Source organism: Prevotella sp. kh1p2 (assembly GCF_900111525.1).
GTDB lineage: Bacteria > Bacteroidota > Bacteroidia > Bacteroidales > Bacteroidaceae > Prevotella.
The window spans coordinates 29,980-51,484 of sequence record NZ_FOHY01000021.1 but is presented as its reverse complement, the minus strand read 5'-3'; the positions used below and the strand labels follow the sequence as shown (position 1 = coordinate 51,484).

At 54.9% G+C, this 21,505-nt stretch carries 21 protein-coding genes and 1 tRNA gene; 10 read left to right on the top strand and 12 right to left on the bottom strand.

What is annotated here, in order from left to right; all coding sequences use genetic code 11:
* The first annotated feature begins 46 nt into the window (after positions 1-46).
* From BMW31_RS11625 to BMW31_RS11610, 5 genes are all read left to right on the top strand, one after another.
* Positions 47-1,363 (top strand): hypothetical protein, encoded by a 1,317-nt coding sequence (locus BMW31_RS11625; RefSeq protein ID WP_091826066.1) that lies wholly within the window; start codon positions 47-49, stop codon positions 1,361-1,363.
* 31 nt (positions 1,364-1,394) lie between these two features.
* Positions 1,395-1,568 carry a hypothetical protein gene (locus tag BMW31_RS13515; RefSeq protein WP_177166321.1) on the top strand — a complete coding sequence of 58 codons (174 nt, stop codon included), beginning with the start codon at positions 1,395-1,397 and terminating at the stop codon, positions 1,566-1,568.
* Positions 1,555-1,863, top strand: coding sequence for a hypothetical protein (locus BMW31_RS11620; protein WP_143049199.1), 309 nt, complete (start codon positions 1,555-1,557; stop codon positions 1,861-1,863). The genes BMW31_RS13515 and BMW31_RS11620 overlap by 14 nt, the downstream gene beginning before the upstream one ends.
* Positions 1,864-2,331: 468 nt before the next feature.
* Positions 2,332-2,631 carry a hypothetical protein gene (locus BMW31_RS11615; protein ID WP_091826059.1) on the top strand — a complete coding sequence of 100 codons (300 nt, stop codon included), beginning with the start codon at positions 2,332-2,334 and terminating at the stop codon, positions 2,629-2,631.
* A 432-nt stretch (positions 2,632-3,063) separates the two neighbouring features.
* Positions 3,064-3,309, top strand: coding sequence for a hypothetical protein (locus tag BMW31_RS11610; RefSeq protein ID WP_091826055.1), 246 nt, complete (start codon positions 3,064-3,066; stop codon positions 3,307-3,309).
* Between the two features lie 190 nt (positions 3,310-3,499).
* Here BMW31_RS11610 and BMW31_RS11605 read toward each other — a convergent pair.
* From BMW31_RS11605 to rlmN, 9 genes are all read right to left on the bottom strand, one after another.
* Positions 3,500-3,575: transfer RNA gene (locus tag BMW31_RS11605), tRNA-His, on the bottom strand.
* 92 nt (positions 3,576-3,667) lie between these two features.
* Complete coding sequence (secG, locus tag BMW31_RS11600) at positions 3,668-4,081, bottom strand: preprotein translocase subunit SecG (protein WP_091826052.1); 414 nt, start codon at positions 4,079-4,081, stop codon at positions 3,668-3,670.
* Positions 4,078-4,842 (bottom strand): hypothetical protein, encoded by a 765-nt coding sequence (locus BMW31_RS11595; protein ID WP_091826049.1) that lies wholly within the window; start codon positions 4,840-4,842, stop codon positions 4,078-4,080. Before BMW31_RS11595 ends, secG begins: the two co-directional genes overlap by 4 nt.
* A 22-nt stretch (positions 4,843-4,864) precedes the next feature.
* Positions 4,865-5,425, bottom strand: coding sequence for an LptE family protein (locus tag BMW31_RS11590; RefSeq protein WP_091826046.1), 561 nt, complete (start codon positions 5,423-5,425; stop codon positions 4,865-4,867).
* A gap of 76 nt (positions 5,426-5,501) precedes the next feature.
* Positions 5,502-6,758: a sigma-54 interaction domain-containing protein gene (locus BMW31_RS11585; RefSeq protein ID WP_091826041.1), complete on the bottom strand. Its 1,257-nt coding sequence runs from the start codon at positions 6,756-6,758 to the stop codon at positions 5,502-5,504.
* Positions 6,759-7,238: 480 nt separating this feature from the next.
* On the bottom strand, positions 7,239-8,276 hold the full coding sequence (locus BMW31_RS11575; RefSeq protein WP_091826032.1) for a lysylphosphatidylglycerol synthase transmembrane domain-containing protein: 1,038 nt from the start codon (positions 8,274-8,276) through the stop codon (positions 7,239-7,241).
* Positions 8,277-8,282: 6 nt separating this feature from the next.
* Positions 8,283-9,392 carry a PdxA family dehydrogenase gene (locus BMW31_RS11570; RefSeq protein WP_091826029.1) on the bottom strand — a complete coding sequence of 370 codons (1,110 nt, stop codon included), beginning with the start codon at positions 9,390-9,392 and terminating at the stop codon, positions 8,283-8,285.
* On the bottom strand, positions 9,382-10,314 hold the full coding sequence (locus BMW31_RS11565) for a DUF4837 family protein (protein WP_091826026.1): 933 nt from the start codon (positions 10,312-10,314) through the stop codon (positions 9,382-9,384). The genes BMW31_RS11570 and BMW31_RS11565 overlap by 11 nt, the downstream gene beginning before the upstream one ends.
* Positions 10,301-11,344, bottom strand: a complete 1,044-nt coding sequence (gene rlmN / locus BMW31_RS11560; RefSeq protein WP_091826023.1) for a dual-specificity RNA methyltransferase RlmN — start codon at positions 11,342-11,344, stop codon at positions 10,301-10,303. The genes BMW31_RS11565 and rlmN overlap by 14 nt, the downstream gene beginning before the upstream one ends.
* Positions 11,345-11,789: 445 nt before the next feature.
* Here rlmN and BMW31_RS11550 point away from each other — a divergent pair, with 445 nt between their 5' ends.
* The 3 genes from BMW31_RS11550 to BMW31_RS11540 are packed head-to-tail and all read left to right on the top strand — an operon-like array spanning position 11,790 to position 15,817.
* Entirely contained in the window at positions 11,790-13,184 is a 1,395-nt protein-coding gene (locus tag BMW31_RS11550; RefSeq protein WP_091826017.1) for a SpoIID/LytB domain-containing protein, read from the top strand.
* Positions 13,185-13,229: 45 nt separating this feature from the next.
* Positions 13,230-14,522: an MFS transporter gene (locus BMW31_RS11545; protein ID WP_091826132.1), complete on the top strand. Its 1,293-nt coding sequence runs from the start codon at positions 13,230-13,232 to the stop codon at positions 14,520-14,522.
* Positions 14,519-15,817, top strand: a complete 1,299-nt coding sequence (locus BMW31_RS11540; protein WP_317039785.1) for a Y-family DNA polymerase — start codon at positions 14,519-14,521, stop codon at positions 15,815-15,817. The genes BMW31_RS11545 and BMW31_RS11540 overlap by 4 nt, the downstream gene beginning before the upstream one ends.
* 22 nt (positions 15,818-15,839) lie before the next feature.
* On the opposite strand, the gene BMW31_RS11535 is transcribed toward BMW31_RS11540, so the two are convergent.
* From BMW31_RS11535 to BMW31_RS11525, 3 genes are all read right to left on the bottom strand, one after another.
* Positions 15,840-16,724: a carbon-nitrogen hydrolase gene (locus BMW31_RS11535; RefSeq protein ID WP_091826014.1), complete on the bottom strand. Its 885-nt coding sequence runs from the start codon at positions 16,722-16,724 to the stop codon at positions 15,840-15,842.
* Between the two features lie 16 nt (positions 16,725-16,740).
* On the bottom strand, positions 16,741-17,793 hold the full coding sequence (locus BMW31_RS11530) for an agmatine deiminase family protein (RefSeq protein WP_091826011.1): 1,053 nt from the start codon (positions 17,791-17,793) through the stop codon (positions 16,741-16,743).
* A 412-nt stretch (positions 17,794-18,205) separates the two neighbouring features.
* Positions 18,206-19,027, bottom strand: a complete 822-nt coding sequence (locus BMW31_RS11525) for a hypothetical protein (RefSeq protein WP_143049198.1) — start codon at positions 19,025-19,027, stop codon at positions 18,206-18,208.
* Between the two features lie 715 nt (positions 19,028-19,742).
* Here BMW31_RS11525 and BMW31_RS11515 point away from each other — a divergent pair.
* Both BMW31_RS11515 and BMW31_RS11510 read left to right on the top strand, forming a co-directional pair.
* Entirely contained in the window at positions 19,743-20,366 is a 624-nt protein-coding gene (locus BMW31_RS11515) for an ATP-binding cassette domain-containing protein (protein WP_091825999.1), read from the top strand.
* Complete coding sequence (locus BMW31_RS11510) at positions 20,366-21,145, top strand: ABC transporter permease (protein WP_091825996.1); 780 nt, start codon at positions 20,366-20,368, stop codon at positions 21,143-21,145. The genes BMW31_RS11515 and BMW31_RS11510 overlap by 1 nt, the downstream gene beginning before the upstream one ends.
* The last annotated feature ends 360 nt before the right edge of the window (positions 21,146-21,505 follow it).

The following is a 21,505-nucleotide window of genomic DNA, read 5'->3' as shown; positions in this document are numbered from 1 at the left end:
CGCAGAAGTTGGAGGCACCGTTGTAGGGCTTTTAACTGACCTTGGAGTGATAGGTAAGAAAGCAGGAGGTATTGTCAGTGCCATAATAGAGCTACTCGATGTTATACAGAAGCAAGGCTTTGCAAAGTTCGTCGGCAATGTACTCGGCAATGTTGCCGGTGCAGTCGGCAGTGTCTTCCACGATATAGGCTCTGTCTTTGGCCTCGACTTATTCGGTATGGGCAGCGAAAGAAGACGCCAGCAGAATTACCAGAATACCGTAAACAAATATGAGGAACTGAAAGATATATGGCAGGAACTTATAGACAAGAAAAAAGAATATCTCAACATGTCATGGGGTAAGGAAGCAGCCGGCACGCAGGTGGAGATAGACAGGCTATATCAGTCTCTCATCAAGGGAACGAGAGCCGAAGCCGATGCCCTCCTGAACACCAAAGTAAAGCATCATGCCGCCTCTCATGGTTTGGGTACATGGGAGAACACATTCTGGAGTAATGGCGGCAACTACAAGAAGCACGCCCCAAGCAATCCGGCCTTCTGGCAGAGCCTAACCAATGAGTTAAGAGGCCAGGGATATATGACGGACTATAACGGCAACCAGCTCAACATAATAGCCGTTGAGGACTTCTTCAACCTTACCAAAGAAGAACTTGAGTATATCAAGATTCACTATGCGGAGCTGTGGGCAACGCAAAACAGCAACGTGAAAAAGTATCTCGAGGCCTACATAGATAATCTCTCGGCAGCAGAAAACGCTACACAAGACAGGATAGATGCCATTGTGGGATCTATATCTGACCTCACCGACACCCTCGGCAACCTTGCTAAGAAATCTCAATCATCACTTCTTGATGTGAAAAACTCTTTTGCAGACACGTTCAACGCCCAGATATGGAAATCCCTAACGGAAAAAGGTTCTGACTTCTACGAGCAGATGGAACGATACCAGAAAGGGTGGCAGCAGGCTATATCGGACGATACGGTAACGGATGACGAAAAGAAATCTTTATATAATGCCTATCTTTCTGCTTACCAAGGTGTAAAAGGCAAGTATGATGCGTTGGCAATGCCAGTAAATGACGCCAGCTCGCTAACCAATATGACTACCGGAATAACGGAAGATACGGCCAACTTGATAGCCAGCTATGTAAACGCCATACGTGCCGACGAAAGCGTAAGCCTGAAATATCTCCGCCAGTATGTGGAGGAGCTCTATCCTATGGGCAACAACCTACTGGCGCAGCAAGTGGCCTTACAGAAGAGCATTGAGGCTAACACGCGAAGAAATGCAGACGCAGCCCAGAATATAGAGAATATCTTGGATGCAGCAACTAAGGGAACTAAGAAAATAAGTATCAAATGATACGAGTTTAATAACAAAAAAATAAGTAATTATGAAACAAGAAATCGAAGACCGTAAACGCGCGCAATTAGAGCGCATGAAAAGTTCGGAGTATCAACAGAAATTGCGGGACCAGGCAAATGCTTACTGGAAAAGAAAGGCACGCCGTGAGGGATGGGAATGTAGTATTAACACCACTAAAACAGGAGAAGATGAAACAGACTAGCAAAAATGCTCTTGGCGAGAACTATCTCGACCGGAAGAAGAAAGAACAGTTCCTTGATGAGGCTCTCAATGATGAGACCACCATCAACCAGAATGTAGAGTTATTGGCAAAGGATGAAATCATCATCCAGGATGCGGAAACGCTCAAAAAGGTTTCCCCAGCATGGCTACGCAAGTTCGTGGATGACAGCAAGGTCACATTCTACGGCAGCACAAAAGGCTATACCCCTATCAGCATCAGGCAGAAGTTTGAGGCTGACTTTGAGGCCGTGTACAGCAGGAATCCCCATACGTAACGCTATGAGAAACCGCAACGTGAAGATAAAAAAGGACTCCGAAGGGTATTTCCGCTTCGATAAGGACGGACTGGAAAAGGAGGCTATCAAGTTCGCTACGCGCACTTTGATGCCGACACGCAGGAGTATTACTCCCTTCTGTCCGAACTCGTCGAACATATCAATGAGGTTGCCGCATGGGAGAAAAGCCACTATCTTCATAGTTTTACCACAAAGGGATATTTCGTACAGGGTTTCAATGGCGCCATGTCTTTCACGCAGTCTATGCAGGAGATATTATCTGTAAAGGACAAGGATAATAAGCCTACGGGGCTTCTTAGGATTGACAGGGAGGCATTTGTTAATCTTATTACAAGAGGAGTAATCGGGCCCAATCCGCAGATATAAACCTAAAATGTGTTGTCGGCATTGTTACTGACTTACAGGAAATAATGCCGGCAGCACTTTATATTATTCAAAGACAAAGTTATGAGCAGATTTTTTGAAGGCGTTTTAGAGCAGATGGAGAAAAACAAGCCATTATACAAAATATGCACGGATGAAGAATTTACATACCGTGAGGTTATTATTAACGATGAGGCTTTAATGTACCGGCAAAAGACATTGAGGCCTGACGGCCGGCGCATGTACCTGATGAACGATGTAACCGCAAGGACATTGGGATATGGGAATATATCAGACTTCATAAGCATGTTTCCCGACATGCAATACTGGCGCAGGTTCCTTACACCGCAAACAATTCGGAAGGGTATGTTGTCCGAGCGTTAAAAGGCTGATAGAACCACGCTATTCGACAGGCAGAAATAACAACTCTTTTATAAGAATAGAGGGCTGTTTTTAAATTTGTTTGAATTTTGTGTGGGGAAAACATGTCGTTTTAACAAATAAACAGGTGAGATGCGGCGACAGCAGGAAAAGACAAAAAATATTTTTGGCAGGGAGAGAATTTTTAACATTTCATTTTTGCATATCCCTGAAATAATTACTACCTTTGCCATCGCTTAACATTCTTATTTCAGTAGGTGGACGATACCACCCTTCAAAGGTGGTTTTATTGTTTCCACAGATTGGAACTGCAGCCAGATATTGGCGGTGTGTACCCCCGTGTAACGTCTGTAATGGACTTACAGCCTACTGAATGGGTGTTAAGCAGCGGGACAGGCGCACCGTTTTTTTTGTGCCTATAAAAAATTATAGAATATGGAAACAGAAAGTATTAAAACTCTAAAGAACCAGCTAAAGCGTATGATACAGAAGTTCGAAGTTGAAAAGTATTGCAAAAACGAGGCTTACTATTTCATCCTGTCACATGGGCTATTAGACCAATTTTCAGAATTTTCCATTAATTACAATGTCGATGATCCACATAGGGACTGTGTTGAATATCTGTTAAGTAAAGTATTGGAACAAGAAGTATGCAAAGAATTTGAACGCGAAGTTAATTGAAAACAGTATTTTAGGTAATAGGCGTTTTAAGAAAGTATTTACCAGATGTTAGGTGCTTCCTTTTTACCCTGCTTGATATCGGCTATAAACTTAAAACCGTATCGATTTCGTTCCAAATCCGTTCCAAAAAGTAACATATAAGAAATAGAAAGTCCTTATAAGTCTCTGACCTATAAGGACTTGTCTTTTTGGGTGGAGGGTGGGACTCGAACCCACGACATTCAGAACCACAATCTGACGCTCTAACCAACTGAACTACATCCACCGTGTTGGTTCGCTTAAGCTGTTTAAGCGGGTGCAAAGTTACGGGATTTATTTGTATTGCGCAAATAAATCCCGAGTTTTTTTATCATTTAGTTTATTTTGCCGGGCTGGTAGGAGCCTTCGGTGCCGTAGGAGTTGCATTCTGCGAGCCAGCAGCAGGTGTTTGGCCTGCGCCCTGCTGTGTTGCAGGAGCCTGGCTTGCGCCGAAACCTTGCGTATTTACAGGGTTAGTGGTCTGGTTCTGGGTTGCACTCTGCTCGAGAACGCTCTGATCCGTAACGGCCGTAGGGGCTACGTAAGCGCAGATAACGCTGATTACAACCATGGCGCCGGCCAATGCCCAGGTTGCTTTCTCAACGAAGTTGGTGGTCTTGCGGACGCCCATGATGGCGTTGGAAGAAGAGAAGTTGGAAGCGAGGCCGCCGCCTTTAGACTCCTGGATGAGCACGATGAAAATCATCAGGATTGACACCAGGACAATCAATACAACGAATAATGTGTAAATCATTTTGTCTTTTTATTTGTTTTATTATTTAATATCAATTTCTCCAAGAAACGAATTTGGTCTGCAAAGTAAGCATTTTTTTTTGGATAATTCAAATTTAAACGCCTAATTATTTCCAGAGCTTTCTCGTATCTGCCCTGCTTGATGTAGATTTTAGCCAGCGTTTCGGTAAAGTAACCCTCATTGTCCTCATGCTGTTCGGCATCCTGTTCTTCCTCGATTTGCGGCAAGAATTCGGGTTCCTCCTTAAGTTGAATCTTGCCGTTCCCGTTGTTGATGAAGTCGTCTATCAAGTTCTGGCCCTTCATCTGCGGCGTTGCCAGCTCCTCGCTTTCATGCTCTCCGATGCTTTCTGTTTCGAGGAGATACGACACATAGTCAACAGCAGCGTCGGCGGGGGTGGGCTTGCGCTTCTTTTTTCCGTCCGTATCGTCCTCGTCGGGGATGGATTCCAAGAAGCTGTCTATGAGTGCCACCGTGCGGCTTGGCGACGGTTTGGCTTCCGGCTGCTTGGCTTTGGCCTTGGTGCGCAGTTGATAATGGGCGGCTTCTACGAGGTTGAAGAGCACGCGGCGGTCGGTGATGTAGATGGCGGCCCTGCGGAGTTCCTCGTCGAAAGTGGCGTCGTGGAGCAGATAGAGGTTACGGAGCATCAGCAGGCGAGCCGTCTGGTAGTACGGATGGAGCGCCAAGAGGCTGCGGAGGTCGTAAAGAGTCTCCTTGTCCATCTGCTCGGGATGCTTGATGAGATACGTTAGATCCATTTTCTGCTCTTGCTGTTACAGGTTACCAATTGGCCACGGTGGCGTTGAAAATCTGGTCTACCAGGTCGTCAACCATCTGCGATACGAGCTCTTCCTGAACCGAGGTAAGGCTCCGGGTGGTCTCGTACGACTGCGTGGCAGTGAACTGCCGCTCAAAGTCCTCGTTGTGGTTGGCGTTGTTGGTAAAGCGCACGTTGACCGTCATTGAGAGCTCCGTCTGGGCCGAATGGCCCTCGCTCGTCACCGACTTGTTGCGTTGAGAGTACTGGGTTATCTCGCCTTCAATCTTCATGTCGCCGTTGCGGCGCACCTGAATGAGGCGGGTATGGTTGGCAAACTCATCCTTCAGGGCGTTGTTGAACATGGGAGCCATGGGCCCCCACACGTAACTGCTGCGGATGGGGAAGTCTGTTATCTGTATGGTCTTGGTCTTGCTGTAGTCTATACTGGCGCCATTGAACTTATAGCTGACCTGGCACGACACCACGAGGAGCGTGAGCAGGCACGTGAGTATGAACCCTGCACGGCGGAAACCGCTGCAGGCAGCCCTGCCTGATATGTGGTTTATGATGTTCTGTTTCATTCTTCAGTCAACTGTCAGTCAATTTTTTTGCCTTCACCTTAATATATATGGCGGCTTTGGAACCTCCTTGATGCGGCTATGCCTTGTCCAGTCCGTATTGTTTGATGCGGCGGTACAGGGTGCGGTCCGATATGCCCAGTTCCTGTGCGGCCTTCTTTCTGTTGCCGCCGTTGCGCTCCAGCGCCTTCTCCACCATCTGCCTGCCCAGGTCGTTCAGGTTCAGGGTTTCGGGCTCTCTTATTTCTTCCGCTTCGGCTTCCTCGGCCTGCAGCGGCGCCTGCTGTGCGTACACCGGCGTTGCGGCGCTGCGGTTGCTGCGCTCCGGCAGGGTTGATGCAGCCGGTGCGTCGATGAGACTGCGGAACCCGCCGGCCCCGTTCAGCTGCCTTGCCTCGTCCAGTTGCTTGCGCAGCGAGTTCATGTCGCGGCGCAGGTCGCTCACGTTGCCGCGCAGTTCGTACAGTATCTTGTACAGTATCTCGCGCTCGCTCTCGTACGAATGGGAGCCCGACGGGCTGATGGGTGCCAGCTGCGTGCTCTCCGGATCCTGCGGGATGAAGCGGCGCAGCGTGTCGGCATCAATCTCGCGGCCCTCGTTCAGCACCGACATCTGCTCCGTTATGTTCTTGAGCTGGCGCACGTTGCCGGGCCACTTGTACTTCAGCATGATGGCCTTGGCATCCTCCGTGAGCGTAATCTTGGGCAACCGGTACTTCTCGGCTATCTGCATGGCGAACAGGCGGAACAGCAGAACGATGTCGTTACCGCGGTCGCGCAGGGCCGGCATCTGTATGGGAATGGTGTTGAGGCGGTAGTACAGGTCCTCGCGGAAGCGCCCCTCGCTGATTGCCTTGCGCATGTTAACGTTCGTGGCGGCCACAATCCTGACGTCGGTCTTCATGATTTTCTGTCCGCCTACGCGTATGTATTCGCCCGTTTCGAGCACTCGCAGCAGCCTGGCCTGCGTGGCAAGGGGCAGTTCGCCCACCTCGTCCAGGAAGATAGTTCCCTTGTTGGCCACGCCGAAGTAGCCTTCGCTCTCGCCGATGGCGCCCGTGAAGGAGCCTTTCTCGTGCCCGAAGAGCTCGCTGTCTATCGTTCCTTCGGGTATGGAGCCACAGTTGATGGCGAAATATTTCTCCCGTCGGCGGGGCGAATTGTCGTGGATAACGCGCGGAATGATTTCTTTTCCCACGCCGCTCTCGCCCACAATGAGCACGGATAAGTCGGTGGGCGCAACCTGCAGGGCCACGTCCAGCGCACGGTTCAGCCCATCGCAGTTGCCTACGATATTGTACCGTTGCTTAATCTTTTGCAGTTCAGAGGTGTTCATTGGGTGACAAAATTACTCATTTTATTCCAAATGGCTGCAATTTTGGCAGAGTTTTTACAGTTGCAAGGTACGAAGAAGAGGTTTTTTAAGAACTCTTTGCAGAATGAATATCGGCTGCGGGTGCCTTGTCCGGAGCCTGGCGTTGTTTCTGCTCCGTACCTCCTTACATGCAAAGATGAATGGTCGCGGCACTTGCCGATGATAAAGAACGGCACTCCCGCCGTCGGTTTCTTTCTCCCTCATAACGATTTTCCGCCGTCCGCCGTATCGTCTTGGAAGTGCCATTGGCGTTGGCGCCGCAAGCCCTTTTCTGGAGTGCGAAAACAGAAGCTATCGTTCAAAGCCCTTGAAGGATAGCTCCAAGGCCCTTGAAAGATACGTTCAGGCCTCTTGACCGATAGCTCCGGCAGAATGCCCTGTACATGGGCGTTCCGCGATAGCTTGCAAACGGGCGTGCGGAAGCGGCAAAGCGAGGCGGTTTCAGTCACTCCGTGGCATCGGTTTTTCTTCCTCTTTCTGTCGCTTGTCGAGCTTGATGAGCAGCAGGCCGATGCCCGTCCACACCAGCTCTCGTATCCTGACGATAAGTGCAACGAAGATACCGGCGCTGGCGGTGATGCCCAGTCCGGTGGTTGACATGAGGAAGCCGCCCTCCCGTCCGCCCAGCTGCAGCGGCATGAAGAACAGCAGGTTGGCAAACAGAGTGGTGAAGGCGATGATGAGCACGCACTGAACGTAGTTTACGCTCGGCATGAGTACCAGCAGGATAAACAGCACTTCGAGCGCCGAAGCAAACCTGCAGCCTATCTCCAGCAGCACGGCGGCACAGAAGGTCTTGGGGTTCTGCCTGTGCAGGGCTGCTATCTGAGCGTCGATGGTGTCCAGTTGAGTCTTGTGTTTTTCTACGAACGGCTGCGCCCAACGCTTCACAACGGGCAGGTGGCGCAGCAGGTTGAGGATGCGGTTGGCCAGCCCCTTGCGGTAGCCGGCTATGAAGAACCACAGCCCCAGCGTGCAGAAGGCGCCCGCGGCCAGCAGGAGCATGGCCATGAAGAAGTTCACCGGCTGCGTGAAAATGTACAGGAAAATGCAGATGAACCAGAACGAGAAGTGGCTGAAAATGTGCGTCATGACGTACAGAATGACCGATGACGAGGCCCGCTCGGTGCCTATCTTGGGTGCCAGTTCCATGATGCGGTAAGGCTCGCCGCCCATGAGGCCGCCCGGGGTGGCATAGTTCAGGGCGAAGCCTGATATGGTTACCTTGTACAGCCACCAGAACCCAACGTGGCGACGGGGGTCCTGGCGGTCGGCCGGAGTATCGGCCGAGTGGATGATGAGGTACCAGGCGGCCGTGTTGAATAGGTACAGGAAGACCCACAGTGCGACTACTGCAAAGAACCAATAGCCGGCATGTTTCAGCCCCTGCCATACCTCACGAAAGTCCAGTTGGGTCATCATGACGGCCAATACGGCCAGACCGAAGACGAAAAAGCCGTTCTGATACTTCTTGTTCACGCGCTTTTACTGTTGCTTTTCCTTGTTGGTGTTCTCGTGTTTCTTGGGGATGGCGAACCTCACCTTGTCGCTCTCGTCGCGCTTCTCGTGGTAGAGCTTCTTCAAGGGGTTGCCCAGCGGCTCGTCGTAAGAGGCGCGGTTGCGGCAGATGTCGATAGCATCGTAGATGGCGGTGCGGAACGAACTCTCGTCTGCTACGCCCTTTCCGGCTATGCCGAAGCCCGTTCCGAGCGCCGGGGCGGTGCGTACAAGGGGCAGGCCGGTGGTGAGTTCCACGCCATCGGTAACCGACAGCGTCATAAAAGGCGTGATGCCCTGGTCGTGGTACATGGCCAGCACGCCGTCGAACGACCTGTAGAGGCCCTTGCCGAAGAAGCTGTCGGCCGGATAGGGGCCAAAGGCGTTGATGCCCTCTTCGGTCAGCTGGCCGATGGCGGGGGCTATGATGTCCTTCTCCTCCTGCCCCGGCTCGTTGCCGGGATTGAGCGACAGCACGGCTATACGCGGGTTGGAGATGCGGAAGTCGCGCTTCAGGCTGCCCGCGAAGAGCCTTACCTTGGTTTGTATCTTTTCCGTTGTGATGGCCTGGATAACGTCCTTAAAGGGGCGGTTGTCAGTGAGAAGCCCTATGCGCAGCCTCTCGTTGAGCAGGATGGTGAGGGCTTCGGCACCGTCGCCGATGCACTTCTGGATGTACTCCGTTTGTCCCTTGAAGTCGAACCCGTCGGCTTCAACGTTGGCCTTGTCAACGGGCGCCGTTACCAACACGTCGTAGAGGCCCGACCGGAAGTCGGTCATGGCCCGGTCGAGTGCCATCAGCGCGGCCTCTCCCGACTCCCTCGAGGGCTGTCCGAGCTCAATCTTCACCTCCTCGTCGAAGGTGGTGAGCAGGTTCAGGCGGTCGTCCTTGGCCTCCTCGGCACTGCTGATGATGCTGAAGTTGGTCTCCAGGTTCAGCGCTTTACGATGGTAGGCAGCCGCCTTGGGCGACCCGTAAACGATGGGGGTGCACAGCTCCAGCATCTCCGGAGCTTCAAAGGTTTTAAGTATCAGTTCATATCCGATACCGTTGGTATCGCCGTGGGTGATGGCCACACGAATTCTTTTATTTTCCATAATGGTTGGGTTTAAATGTATATAGCGAGGCTTCCAACTGCCTCATGATGTTTCTTTTCTTGCTTGCGGGTGCGTAGACAAAGACTTCTACGATAAGAAAACCGCCCTTGGTGCGCACGGCACGGCTTGCGAAGGGGCCTCCCATGGCGTCGCCCTGCATCTCCCAGAGGCCGCGGGTCAGTAGTCCGCTGTCGTTCTCCATGACGTAGAAGGTGGGCGAGTAGGGCACCGTGCGCATGTACATGTCGTCGGTTTCGCCCTTGATGTTGGCCTTCATCACGCTGTCGCGGTACTCCATGCCCGCACTGAGACTGCTTCGGCTAACCTTGTACACGCAGAGATTGCGCATGGCAGCAGTGCCGTTGTCCGACAGCCAGATAAAGTCTTTGCCGCGTTTGCTAGCTTTCAGCTCGGCCGGAACCTGCAACCGGGCGCCGAACATGCGGCTGATGGTTTGCTCGGCCTGCAGGTTCCGCCGCCTTTGCAGGTAGGAGAGGGCCCGCTGCCGCTCCGCTTTATCGAAGACGGAAAAGATGTTTTGCCCCACTTTCTCGCTCTTCAGCGCCCTTGCCGAGGGCATGCCGGCGTGCAGGATGTACTGCGGCACGGCGTACCGGTCGCGCTCCAGGCGCAGGCTGGGTCGCGGATGGCGGGCGGAGTCTATGTCAACAACAACGATGTTGCGGGCGTATCGGTACAGCCCCTTGTAGTCCTTGCGGGCCAGCTGCTTTACGTCGAACTCCGGTTCCGCCTGCGGCAGCCCCTCCGCATCGGTGCTCAGCAATCGCCATACGGTGCTGTCAGCATCGCCCACAACCACTACTTCGTAGGGACGGCCGCCACTCTTGGGCCTCGTGGCACTGCCTGTGCAGCCTGCCAGCAGCACGGCAGCGAGGGCGATGGTGAGCCTACAGGCCTTCATCGGCTGTCTTCTTGGCCGTGCTCAGCAGTCCGCAGGCGGCGTAAATGTCCTCTCCGCGGCTGGCACGTATGGTGGTAAAGATGCCGTGAGCGGTCAGGTAGTCTCTCAGAGCCTCCATCTTGCGGTCGTCGGCACCGTGAAGCGGCACGCCGGGTATCTGGTGGAAGCGGATAAGGTTGATGCGGCAATCGAGTCCGTGCAGCAGTTTTACAATCTCGCGGGCATGCTCCGGCGAGTCGTTCACGCCTCCGAAGACGATGTACTCGAACGAGAGGCGCCGCTGGTGCGAGAAGTCGTACTGCTTGAGCAGCTCCACCACGTCGACAATGGCCATGCCCCGTTCGGCCGGCATGAGCTGTGCGCGCTGCTCGTGGATGGGCGAGTGGAGGCTGATGGCCACGTGGCAGTCGCTCTCTTCGATAAACCGCTTGAGCTTGTCCTTCAGCCCCACCGAGCTCACCGTGATGCGTTTGGGGCTCCAGGCCCATCCGTAGGGGGCGGTGAGCAGGGCGGTGGCGCGCAGCACATTATCCAGATTGTCCATCGGCTCGCCCTGTCCCATGAAGACGATGTTGGTCAGTTTGTCGTGCTCGGGCAGCGAGTAGACCTGATTCAGGATGTCGGCAGCCGTGAGGTTGCCGTCGAATCCCTGCTTTCCTGTCTGGCAGAAGAGGCAGTTCATCTTGCATCCCACCTGCGACGAGACGCAGAGCGTGGCCCTGTCATGTTCCTCGGGAATGTACACGGTCTCAACAAAGCGGCCGCTCCGGGTGGGGAACAGATACTTGACTGTGCCGTCCTTGGAGTGCTGGGCGTCGATGGGAGCAGCGCAGCCCACGGTGTACGCCGCGCTCAGCCGGGCGCGGTTGTCTCTCGATACGTCGGTCATCTCGTCAATGCTCCGCACGTGCCGGCCGTAAATCCACTTGGCTATCTGCCCTCCGGTGAATGCAGGCATGCCCACACTCTTGGCCAGCGCCTTGAGTTCTTCTAAGGTCATGCCCAGCAGCGGCATCTTGTCAGCATCCATAATCTTTAGCTTCATCTTTAATTATGCAAAGTTAATGAATTTTTGAAGAAAAGGACTCTTTTTCACGCAATTTGTGTTATATTTGCAGCTAAATAGCCTGATTGCGGTCTGCTGGCAGGCAGCAGCACCTCTGCCGGGCTGTTGCGCCACGCCGGGCAGGCCGGAGCAGGCAGCTGTCGGGAAACTGGCAGGAGGCTTTCTGCAGACCACCGTGCAAGTGACTGTAAATGAGCAGCTTAGCCGGAGGTGCCGTTCAAGGCGCTTGAAGGATGTGTTCAAGACGCTTGAAGGTATCGTTCAGGCCCCTTGAAGCATAGCTCCGGGAAAACGCGCCGGCACGAGGGCGGTTGCCGGAGGGCGGAAACAGGCTCCAGGAAGGCCTAAATCGGCCGGCTTGCAGAGCCGCCCGCAAATACCAACATGAACGTATCAAAAACCAAATACGATGAATACTGACACGAAGAAAAACTCAATCCTTACGGCCGGAGACCTCCCGGCCGCCGCATCCTTACCAGCTACGGCCCTGTACGAGCATGAACCCACGGTAACGGTGGGCATCGTGAGCGGGGAGCAAATCAGCTTCGTGCTGAACCAGCCTTACCGGGTGGGGGAGCAAGAGGCTGCGGGGCAGCACACCGTGCAACTCTCTGCAGGCAGCATACTGTGGCAGGGCAGGCGCTACGATGAGCTCGTCTTCCGGCCGAAAGCGGCCGGAGCATCGTTCTCGCTCCAGGATGTCACGATAGGCGTAAACTTCCACTGGGAGCGCCGCGAGACGCAGACGTTTCTCGGAACGCTGCATCTCATCGTGCTGCAGGGCCGCATCTGCGCCGTAAACGAGCTGCCCGTGGAGAGTTACCTGGCAAGTGTAATCTCCAGCGAGATGAGTGCAACCTCGTCGGTGGAGCTGCTCAAGGCGCATGCCGTTATCTCGCGCAGCTGGCTGCTGGCGCAGATGAAGAGGCGGCACGACCCCGCAGGGGCGCCGGCAGTGGCCTCCGCCATGACCGAAAACGAGGAGCAGCGCATCCGCTGGTACGACCGCGAGGACCATACGGCCTTCGACGTGTGTGCTGACGACCACTGCCAGCGCTATCAGGGCATTACGAAAGAAACCAGCCGGCACGTTTCCGAGGCCGTGGAAGCTACGCGCGGACAAATCCTGATGGCCTGCGGCGACATCTGCGATGCCCGCTTCAGCAAGTGCTGTGGCGGCGTTTCGGAAGAGTTCCAGTACTGTTGGGAGGACGAACCCAAGAGCTATCTGCAGGCCGTGCGCGATGATGCAACGCCCGGAATGCCCGACCTCACCGTCGAAGAAAACGCCGACCGGTGGATCAGGAGCAATGCTCCCGCCTTCTGCAACACCACCGACAGGCACGTGCTGGAGCAGGTGCTGAACGACTACGACCAAGAAACGGCCGACTTCTACCGCTGGCGCGTAAGCTACACCCAGCAGCAGCTGGCCGGCCTCATCAGGCGTAAACTGGGGCTGGACTTCGGCAGCATCGTCGACCTTGTGCCCCTGGAGCGCGGCAGGAGCGGCCGCCTCTCGAAGCTCAAGATTGTGGGCACGGAGCGCTCTCTGGTCATCGGAAAGGAGCTGGAGATACGTCGGGCCCTGAGCGAGAGCCACCTTTACAGCAGTGCTTTCGTGGTTGATACGGCCGACTTCATACGTGGCATTCCGCAGAAGTTCGACATCATCGGTGCCGGATGGGGTCACGGAGTGGGTCTCTGCCAGATAGGAGCGGCCGTGATGGGCGCGAAAGGCTACCGCTACGACGAGATACTGCTGCATTACTACAAAGGTGCCGGAATCCGGAAGATATACGGATAGGCTGTAACCGTTATTCTCTGAAAGGTGAATAAGATGAACAACAGAATGCCGAAAACTCCCTGGGCGTGGGTGCCCTCTCTCTATTTTGCCGAAGGCTTGCCGTATGTGGCGGTGATGACGATAACCATCATCCTGTACAAACAGCTGGGCCTGAGCAACGGAGAGATAACTTTTTATACCTCGTGGCTGTACTTGCCGTGGGTTATCAAGCCGCTGTGGAGCCCTTTCATCGGGCTTTTCAGGACCCGGCGGTGGTGGATAGCGGCCATGGAGCTGCTCATCGGGGCCGCTTTCGGCGGCGTGGCGTTCACCATTCCCACTGCTTTCTGGCTGCAGGGTTCGCTGTTCTTCTTCTGGGTTATGGCCTTCTCGTGCGCTACACACGATGTTGCGGCCGACCAGTTCTACCTCCTCGAGTCGAACCAACACCACACCCGGCTCTTCGGCATACGCACGGCATTCTACCGGCTGGCCACCATCTTCGGGCAGGGATTGCTGGTGATGATAGCCGGAAACCTGCAGGTTATCTACCGTAACAGCATCAGTTTCTCGTGGAGTCTGCTCTTTTACGGCGTTACGGGGCTGTTTATTGTCCTGTGGCTGTGGCACAGCTACGTGCTTCCCCGGCCCGAGCAAGACGTGCCGCGCACCGGAGTGGGCGTGCGGACGCTGTGGGGTGAACTCACGGAAAACATCACCTCCTTCTTCCGCCAGCCGCAGGCAGCATCGGGACTCATGTTCATGCTGCTCTTCTGTGTGCCCTTGGCGCTGCTCTCAAAGGTAGCTCCGCTCTTCCTGATAGATGCCGCCCATGCCGGTGGTCTCGGCCTTTCGCCGCAGGAATTCGGCCTGGTGCAGGGCACGGTGGGCGTAGTCGGACTGTCAGTAGGCAGCATTGTAGGCAGCGTGAGCGTTGGGCGCGACGGGCTGAAACGGTGGCTCTGGCCTATGGTTGGCGCCGTCTGCCTGTCTGCTTTGGTGTACGTGGCGCTTAGCTATGCACTGCCGGGCAGCTTTCTGCTTATCAACCTGTGCGTTTTCTGCGAGCAGTTCGGCTGCGGGTTCGGGCTTACGGCCTATATGCTCTACCTTATTTATTACAGCAGGGGCAACTTCCGGCAGGGCCATTACGGGCTCTGCACGGCCTTCATGTCGCTCTCCATGATGCTTCCCGGCCTGATGGCAGGCTGGCTGCAGGAAGCTGTGGGCTACCGGATGTTCTTCATCATCGCGGCTGTTTGCTGCATCTTCACTTTCGGCGTGGCTGCTCTGGTGCGCGTGGATGCCGACTTCGGCGTGAAAACTGATGACGAGGAAACGGAGGAGGAAGGCCTATGAAGATGTATGCTATCTGCGATTGCGACAACTGCTATTGCAGTTGCGAGCGCGTGTTCCGCCCCGACTTGGCCGGTAAACCTGTCGTTGTGCTGAGCAATAACGATGGTTGCGTGATTGCGAGGTCGCGTGAGGCCAAGGCTGCCGGCATCCCCATGGGGCTTCCCTACTATCAGTTGGCAGAGCGGTTCCCAAGCCTCGACGTGGCTGTATTTTCCAGTAATTACGAGCTCTACGGTGATATAACGCGGCGGGTGATGAGCATCATCCGCAGCGAGTGTACCGAATTTTACCGTTACTCCATTGATGAGGCTTTCTGCGTGTTGGAGGATATGGACGGCGAAGCCCTGAAGGCATGGGGCGAAAGACTGTCGAGAAAGATACTGAAGTGGGTGGGCATGCCCGTCAGTATCGGCATCGCAAGTACCAAGACGCTTGCTAAATGCGCCGATTACTTTGCCAAATACTATCCCGGATACAATCACTGCTGCGTCATTGACACCGAAGCAAAGCGCGAAAAGGCCCTGAAGATGTTCCCTGTCAAGGAGGTGTGGGGCATTGGCCGCAGGATGCGGAGGCAGCTGGAGGATATGAATATCAGCACGGCATGGGACCTCCTGCAGAAGCCGCAGTTTGTAGTAAGAAGGCAATTCCACCTTCCCGGCGAGCGTACTTGGCTGGAGTTGAAAGGCGTTGACTGCGTTCCGCTGGACGAGATGCACGGAAAGAAGAGCATCTGTACCAGCAGGAGCTTTCCCGGAACGGTCAAGGACTTCGATACACTCAAAACTCACGTGGCCAACGATGCCGCCAAATGCTCCGAGAAGCTGCGGAAGCAAGGCAGCGTGTGCAACAATGTAATGGTGTTCATTGATACCAACCGCTTCAGAGACGACCTGCCCCAATATGCCAACAGCACCGACCTGACGCTGCTGACACCCGTCAACAGCACGCAGGAAGTGGTGGGGGCAGCGGTGCAATGTCTGCGCAGCATCTACCGCGAAGGCTACCAGTACAAGCGTGCCGGCGTGATAGTAACGGGCATACAGGATGCCTCCGCCATCCAGACCGACTTCATGGACTTCGACGCCCTGCGGCATGAGAAGATGCAGCAGATAACCACCGCGACCGACGGCATCAACCTTTCCAACGGCAGCGAGACCGTTTTCCTGGGCTGCCAGCAATACAGGCAGCGCGATGAGCGCGGCAAGAGCATCGGCTTCCGCGATGCCATCAAGCACCAGTTCCGCAGCAAGAGCTACTCGTTACGCCGCAAGGAGTTCCTTGAGGTGCGTTGAGCGGGGCGCCGAGGGCAGGCCGTCAGTCGTTGAAACGGTTCAGGATATCGCCGTACTTGTCTATCCTCCGGTCTCTGAGGAACGGCCACCAGCGGCGCACCTGCTCGCTGTGGTCGAGGTCGATGTTCACAATGGTGCTTTCTTCTTCATTGTCCGAAGCCCGGTAAAAGAGTTCTCCCTGCGGCCCGGCCACGAAACTGGAGCCCCAGAAATTGATGCCTTGGGTCTGTCCGGAGGGGTCGGTCTCAAGGCCAACCCTGTTTACTGTCACCACCGGCAGTCCGTTGGCAACGGCATGCCCACGCTGTACGGTGGTCCAGGCCTCACGTTGCCGCTGCTGTTCCTCGGGCGTATCAGAGCTCTCGTAGCCAATGGCAGTGGGGTAGATGAGCAGCTCGGCGCCCTGCAGGGCCATGAGTCGGGCGGCTTCGGGATACCACTGGTCCCAGCAAACGAGCACCCCCAGCCGGCCCACCGAGGTGTCGATGGGATGGAAACCCAGGTCGCCGGGCGTGAAGTAGAACTTCTCGTAGTAGGCCGGGTCATCGGGAATGTGCATCTTGCGGTACTTTCCGGCAATGCTGCCGTCGCGCTCCAGCACCACTGCCGTGTTGTGGTAAAGGCCCGGAGCGCGCTTCTCGAAGAGCGAGGTCACGATGACTACGCCCAGACTCTTGGCCAGCTGGCCGAAGAAACCTGTCGAGGGGCCGGGTATGGGCTCTGCAAGGTCGAAGTTGCCGACATCCTCCACCTGGCAGAAATACAGCGAGTTGTGCAGCTCCTGCAGCACGATGAGCTCGGCGCCGCGGCGCGCCAGGTCGGTGATACCTTCGGCCAGACGGCGCAAATTGTCTTCTGTTGATGCAACATTGTGCTGTTGCAGCATTCCTATCTTCAGTTCTTTCATCTTCTTGTCGTTGTCTTTATCTGATTACACCCTGCGGGTATTGCATCGTGATGCAGTGGATGGAGCCGTGCTGACGGATGATGGTGCGGGCATCTACGCCGTAGATTTCGTATCCGTCGAAGGCCTGCGCCACGCGCGAGAGCGCCAGCTCGTCGGTCTGCGGCTGGCCGTAGGTGGGCACGATGACGGCCCCGTTGATGACCAAAAAGTTGGCATAAGTGGCCGGCAGACGGTCTTCGCCGTTGTAGATAGGTGCCGGCATGGGCAGTTCCAGCAGCCTGTAGGGGCGCCCCTCCATTGTTCGCAGCCGCTGCACCTGCTCTTTCAGCAGCCCGAAGTCCTCATACTGCTCGTCGGCCGGGTCGTTGCAGGCCATATATAATAAGGTGTCGGCCGGCGCGGGGCGCACGATGGTGTCTATGTGGCCGTCGGTATCGTCGCCTGCAAGGTTGCCGTGGTCGAGCCACACCACGCGTTCGGCGCCCAGTTCGCTCTTGAGCCGCCGTTCAATCTCGTCCTTGCAGAGCGGCTGGTTGCGGTGGGGAGCCAGCAAGCACTGCGAGGTCGTGAAGATTGTTCCCTTGCCGTCGCTCTCGATGGAGCCGCCTTCGAGCACAAAGTCGCCCGCATCCTTCAGCCTTGCATCAAACACTCCCTGCCCGTAGAGGCAGGCAGTGATGGCGTTGTCGAGCCTGGAAGGGAACTTCTCTCCCCATCCGTTGAAGCGGAAGTCGAGCAGAACAGGCCCGTCGCCGCCCACGAGCGTGATGGCTGCATGGTCGCGCGCCCACGTGTCGTTGCTCCTGCATTGGCAAATGACGATGCGCTCCATTTGTGCCGCGTCGAGCCTTTCGCGCAGCAGGTTGTCCACAGCCTGCGGTTCGGGTGTGGCGATGAGCACCTTCTCATGGCGCGAGATGATGCCGGCCAGTTCAACATACGTGCGGGTGATGGCGTCCAGGCAGGGCGCCCAGTCGGTCTGTCGGTGGGGCCAGGTTAGCTGAACGCCGCTCTGCGGATACCACTCCGCCGGCATCATGGGCCTGTTGTTAGCTGAATGAGGGGTCATAGAAACGTTGTCAGACTGCAAAGATAGCGAATGTTTTTCATGCCGGCAAATGTTGGAAACACAAAAAACGACTGGTCCCGTGCAGCCCTGCGAGGCTGTGCCGCCCAAGGTGCCGGCCGGCGAAATGCACCACCCGCTGACTTTGGCGGAGGCAGGCGCGTAACTTGCTGTGTATCAGTGCGCTTGCTGAAGCTATCCTTCAAGCGCCTTGAAGGATAGCTTCAACGGCCTTGGATGTGTGCTTCAAGGGGCTTGAAGGATAGCTTCGGCAACGTGCTTTTGTAAAAGTGGCAAGTGCAGAGGTGGTTTGCGGCCGGAACCGGGCAGGCTGTTAGCCGCCGTACAGCTTACCCGCCACGGCGCCGGACGGGCGTTTAGCGCCGCGGGAAGGCAGCTCCGGGCGGGCAGGAGTTTAGTTGCCGGTCTTGGAGTAGTTCCAGCGCAGCTTCCCGTTCTTTACGTTCAGTATAAGTTTGGAGTCCGAACAGCCTACATAGGCGAATGACAATACATCGTCGCCCGCCACGAGGTGCAGGTTGTGATTGGTCGTTGAGAGCACGTCGCCGGCCGGGTAAGTGGCCGAAGGCAGCAGGTTGTACTTGCCCGTAGCTTCGTTGTAGGAACCCATGCGGTAGCCCTTGAAGGTGTTGTCGGTGCCGAATTGCAGTGCGAAAACGGCCTTGGCGTCAAGCTCCCTGGCATCCCTGATGTCCACTTTCTGCCCGTTCGGGTCGGTTCCCGTTATGCTGTCCAGCTGCCAGGTGCCTGCCAGGCCTTCGATGTCTTTCACTTCTTTGCACCTTACGAGCTGCCATGTAAGGGTTGTTCCGTTGTCTGTATGCGTACAGAGCATTGTTTCACGGCTTATGCTCTTGATGTGCAAGGGCAGCGTAAGCCCGTTGCCGATGACTTGCAGGCTGCTGTCGGCCAGGACGAAGTTCCCTTTTTTCAGCTTGTCTGCTCTCTGCAGCTGCGTTGCTTCCATCCGATAGCCTTTGAAAGTCATGTCGCCTTTGAACGTAAAGATGTGGGCATCCATGTCTTCAAAGTCTGTTATCGTAAACTGACTGTGGTTTTGGTCGTAGCCGATTTTGTTGGTCAGAAGCCATGTTCCTGCGAGGTTCTGCACGTTAACGGCCTGTCTGTCGCCGTCATTGTCCTCGTTTTCGCTGCTGCATGAGCCGAAGACGCAGGCCGAAAGCAATGCAGCGAGTAGGCATAAATACTTTTTCATTCCTTTTGTATGATTAGCGTTCAATTCTTGCTTTTAGGTTCCGGCCCCCCACTAAGAGGTGAGAGACCGCTTGCTTTGATGTGGGAAACTGCGGTACCGGCAGCATCTGTCGGCAAAGATATGGCTTATTCAGACATAAAGATAAGCCTTCTTCTTTTTTTATTGTTTGTTAACAAGCCCTGTGTAGCCGACCTTTTGGATGAGCGGAGGTATGGCCGGCAATTCCCGGACAGCAACGTTTATGTCACGTTTTCTTCCTTTTCTATGTAGTGGTCAGTAAGAAATGTCGCGTAAGCAGCTGCTTATTTTCCTGCTGTTTATCATCCCCTCCTCCGCCTCCCCTTTCCAAGGGGAGGATACCAGTTACCCTTTCCACTATTATTATTTATACAGTGAGCTGGCAACAAAGTGTAGGCGCCAGCGTATCCTCCCCTTAGAAAGGGGAGGTTAGGAGGGGATGATGAGTCCTGCTTCTTTGCTCATAGCTGCCAACAGGTCATCTTCTCCTCCGCCTCCCCTTAAAAAGAAGATGGTACCGGATGGTCTTGTAATTTGCTGCTTGCTGCGAACCGCCGCCATGAGCCATTGAAGGCAGGCGACAGCTTGTGCCTTATCACGGTCAATAAACCTTATATTTGAGCAGAAACTCCATTATTCTTTCTTTTTATTTTGTATTCCGCACAAGTTCCATTATCTTTGCTGAAAAGAATGACTTATGCTTGAATTGAAGGATGTTTGCCTCAATCTCGGAGGGCGGAAGCTCGCAGACAAACTCTCGACAGGTGTGAACGCCGGCGAAACTCTTGGCATTATAGGCCCTGCGGGCAGCGGCAAGACGGCCCTGCTGCGTGCCATCATGGGGCTGCAACCCGTGGAGAGCGGCTATATATCGGTTGATGGAGAGCTCGTTACGGCAGGCTCTGCGGGCTACTTCAGGCAGATGATGGCCTACGTTCCGCAAAATCTGGTGCTGCCATACGACAAGGTGGCAGAGATGGTGAACGACCTGATAGGCCTGAAAACCAACCGTACATCGGGCTACACGCAGGCCCTGCTGCTCCGTGAGTGGGAGCACCTGGGCATAGACAAGGCCGTGCTGGAGGACTCCTTTACCGAGGTGGGCGAGGCGCAGCTGCGACTCATCCTGCTCACCGTGCTGCAGCTGCTGGGCAAGCAGATATTCCTCGTAGACACGCCCGCGGCCGGCTACGACCTGGAAATAACCCTCGACTACCTGCGCGGGATAGCCCGCAGGGGCTGCGCCGTGGTCATCATGGCCCGCTACGACCGCTACGCAGAGTTCTTTGACAATCGTATAAACTTATCAACTGAAGAATAATGGAAATCTCGATAGTAGGTATCGTGCTGGGATTGCTGCTGCTGGTGGTGCCCGTTTACCTGGTTTACAAGTTCCGCCTCGGCCTTTTGGACCAGACGCTGGTAGCCGTTGTCAAGCAGATAGCGTTTCTCAGCGTGCTTGGTGTGTGCCTTTATTATGTTTACAAGTTTGACAGCGTGCTGCTCAACATCGCCTTCGTAATCCTGATGGCAGTGGGCAGCGGCGTGCTCACGGCCCGCAGAGGGCGCATCAGGCAGGCCCGCTTCGTGGTTCCCGTAGTGGTGGGAGTGCTGCTCTCGGCACTGGTGGTGGGGCTGTACTTCCTGTTCTTCGTCATGGGAGCAAAGAATCCGTTCAGCGCGAGGTTTCTTATCCCGGTGCTGGGACTGCTCATGGGCTGCATGATAGAGGTGAACGCAAAGGCGCTGAGCACGTACTACATGGGCCTGGCCTACCACCACCAGCTCTACGATTACCTCACCGGCAACGGTGCGAGCCATGAAGAAGCGGTGCGGTACTTTGTCCGCAAGGCGCTCGGCAGGTCGTTTACGCCGTCGCTCTCACGTATGGCATACGTCCTGGTAGGCACCACCCCCGTTATGCTTTGGGCCCTGCTGCTGGCCGGAGTGGGCGTGGTGACGGCCGTGGAGCTGCAGATAATGGTCACGATAGCCTGCTTCAGTGCCAGCGTGTTGTCGCTGGCGGTGACGCTGCTCGTAGCCCGTCGCTATTCGTTCGATGAGTACAGCCGGCTGACAAGCCCCAAGCCGATAGGTTGATATAAGTCAACCCCGTTGACGTAGGTCAAAAAATGCGCCGTTTTGAGCATTTTTTAGCCTCTCGATGCCCGCCTTTTGACCGGCGGGCATTAATTTTGCAGTGTCTTCAATAAAATCGCTTCAAATCGAAACACAGGTAAAAAGATTGCAAGGAAGGGTGTGAAGAGGCACCCCGCTAAGTGTAAACACCAAACAAAAAGGAAAGGAAAAAAGATGTTACGGACTATGGTAAGAAAGATTGTGGATAACAAGAAGATACGACACTATCTGATTGACGCTATGCAAATGTACAACTTCGGGCGGGTTTCACTGCCCATGTAAAGTAGGTAAATATAAGGAAGCCGGACTAAATTCATCATG

Coding starts and splice junctions, on each gene's coding strand:
- BMW31_RS11565 (WP_091826026.1), bottom strand. CDS start 10,314: ATGAAGGCCTGTAGGCTCACCATCGCCCTCGCTGCCGTGCTGCTGGCA.
- BMW31_RS11585 (WP_091826041.1), bottom strand. CDS start 6,758: ATGAACACCTCTGAACTGCAAAAGATTAAGCAACGGTACAATATCGTA.
- BMW31_RS11525 (WP_143049198.1), bottom strand. CDS start 19,027: ATGAAAAAGTATTTATGCCTACTCGCTGCATTGCTTTCGGCCTGCGTC.
- BMW31_RS11530 (WP_091826011.1), bottom strand. CDS start 17,793: ATGACCCCTCATTCAGCTAACAACAGGCCCATGATGCCGGCGGAGTGG.
- BMW31_RS11620 (WP_143049199.1), top strand. CDS start 1,555: ATGAAACAGACTAGCAAAAATGCTCTTGGCGAGAACTATCTCGACCGG.
- BMW31_RS11515 (WP_091825999.1), top strand. CDS start 19,743: ATGCTTGAATTGAAGGATGTTTGCCTCAATCTCGGAGGGCGGAAGCTC.
- BMW31_RS11550 (WP_091826017.1), top strand. CDS start 11,790: ATGAATACTGACACGAAGAAAAACTCAATCCTTACGGCCGGAGACCTC.
- BMW31_RS11610 (WP_091826055.1), top strand. CDS start 3,064: ATGGAAACAGAAAGTATTAAAACTCTAAAGAACCAGCTAAAGCGTATG.
- BMW31_RS13515 (WP_177166321.1), top strand. CDS start 1,395: ATGAAACAAGAAATCGAAGACCGTAAACGCGCGCAATTAGAGCGCATG.
- BMW31_RS11590 (WP_091826046.1), bottom strand. CDS start 5,425: ATGAAACAGAACATCATAAACCACATATCAGGCAGGGCTGCCTGCAGC.
- rlmN (WP_091826023.1), bottom strand. CDS start 11,344: ATGGATGCTGACAAGATGCCGCTGCTGGGCATGACCTTAGAAGAACTC.
- BMW31_RS11595 (WP_091826049.1), bottom strand. CDS start 4,842: ATGGATCTAACGTATCTCATCAAGCATCCCGAGCAGATGGACAAGGAG.
- BMW31_RS11540 (WP_317039785.1), top strand. CDS start 14,519: ATGAAGATGTATGCTATCTGCGATTGCGACAACTGCTATTGCAGTTGC.
- secG (WP_091826052.1), bottom strand. CDS start 4,081: ATGATTTACACATTATTCGTTGTATTGATTGTCCTGGTGTCAATCCTG.
- BMW31_RS11535 (WP_091826014.1), bottom strand. CDS start 16,724: ATGAAAGAACTGAAGATAGGAATGCTGCAACAGCACAATGTTGCATCA.
- BMW31_RS11570 (WP_091826029.1), bottom strand. CDS start 9,392: ATGGAAAATAAAAGAATTCGTGTGGCCATCACCCACGGCGATACCAAC.
- BMW31_RS11545 (WP_091826132.1), top strand. CDS start 13,230: ATGCCGAAAACTCCCTGGGCGTGGGTGCCCTCTCTCTATTTTGCCGAA.
- BMW31_RS11510 (WP_091825996.1), top strand. CDS start 20,366: ATGGAAATCTCGATAGTAGGTATCGTGCTGGGATTGCTGCTGCTGGTG.
- BMW31_RS11615 (WP_091826059.1), top strand. CDS start 2,332: ATGAGCAGATTTTTTGAAGGCGTTTTAGAGCAGATGGAGAAAAACAAG.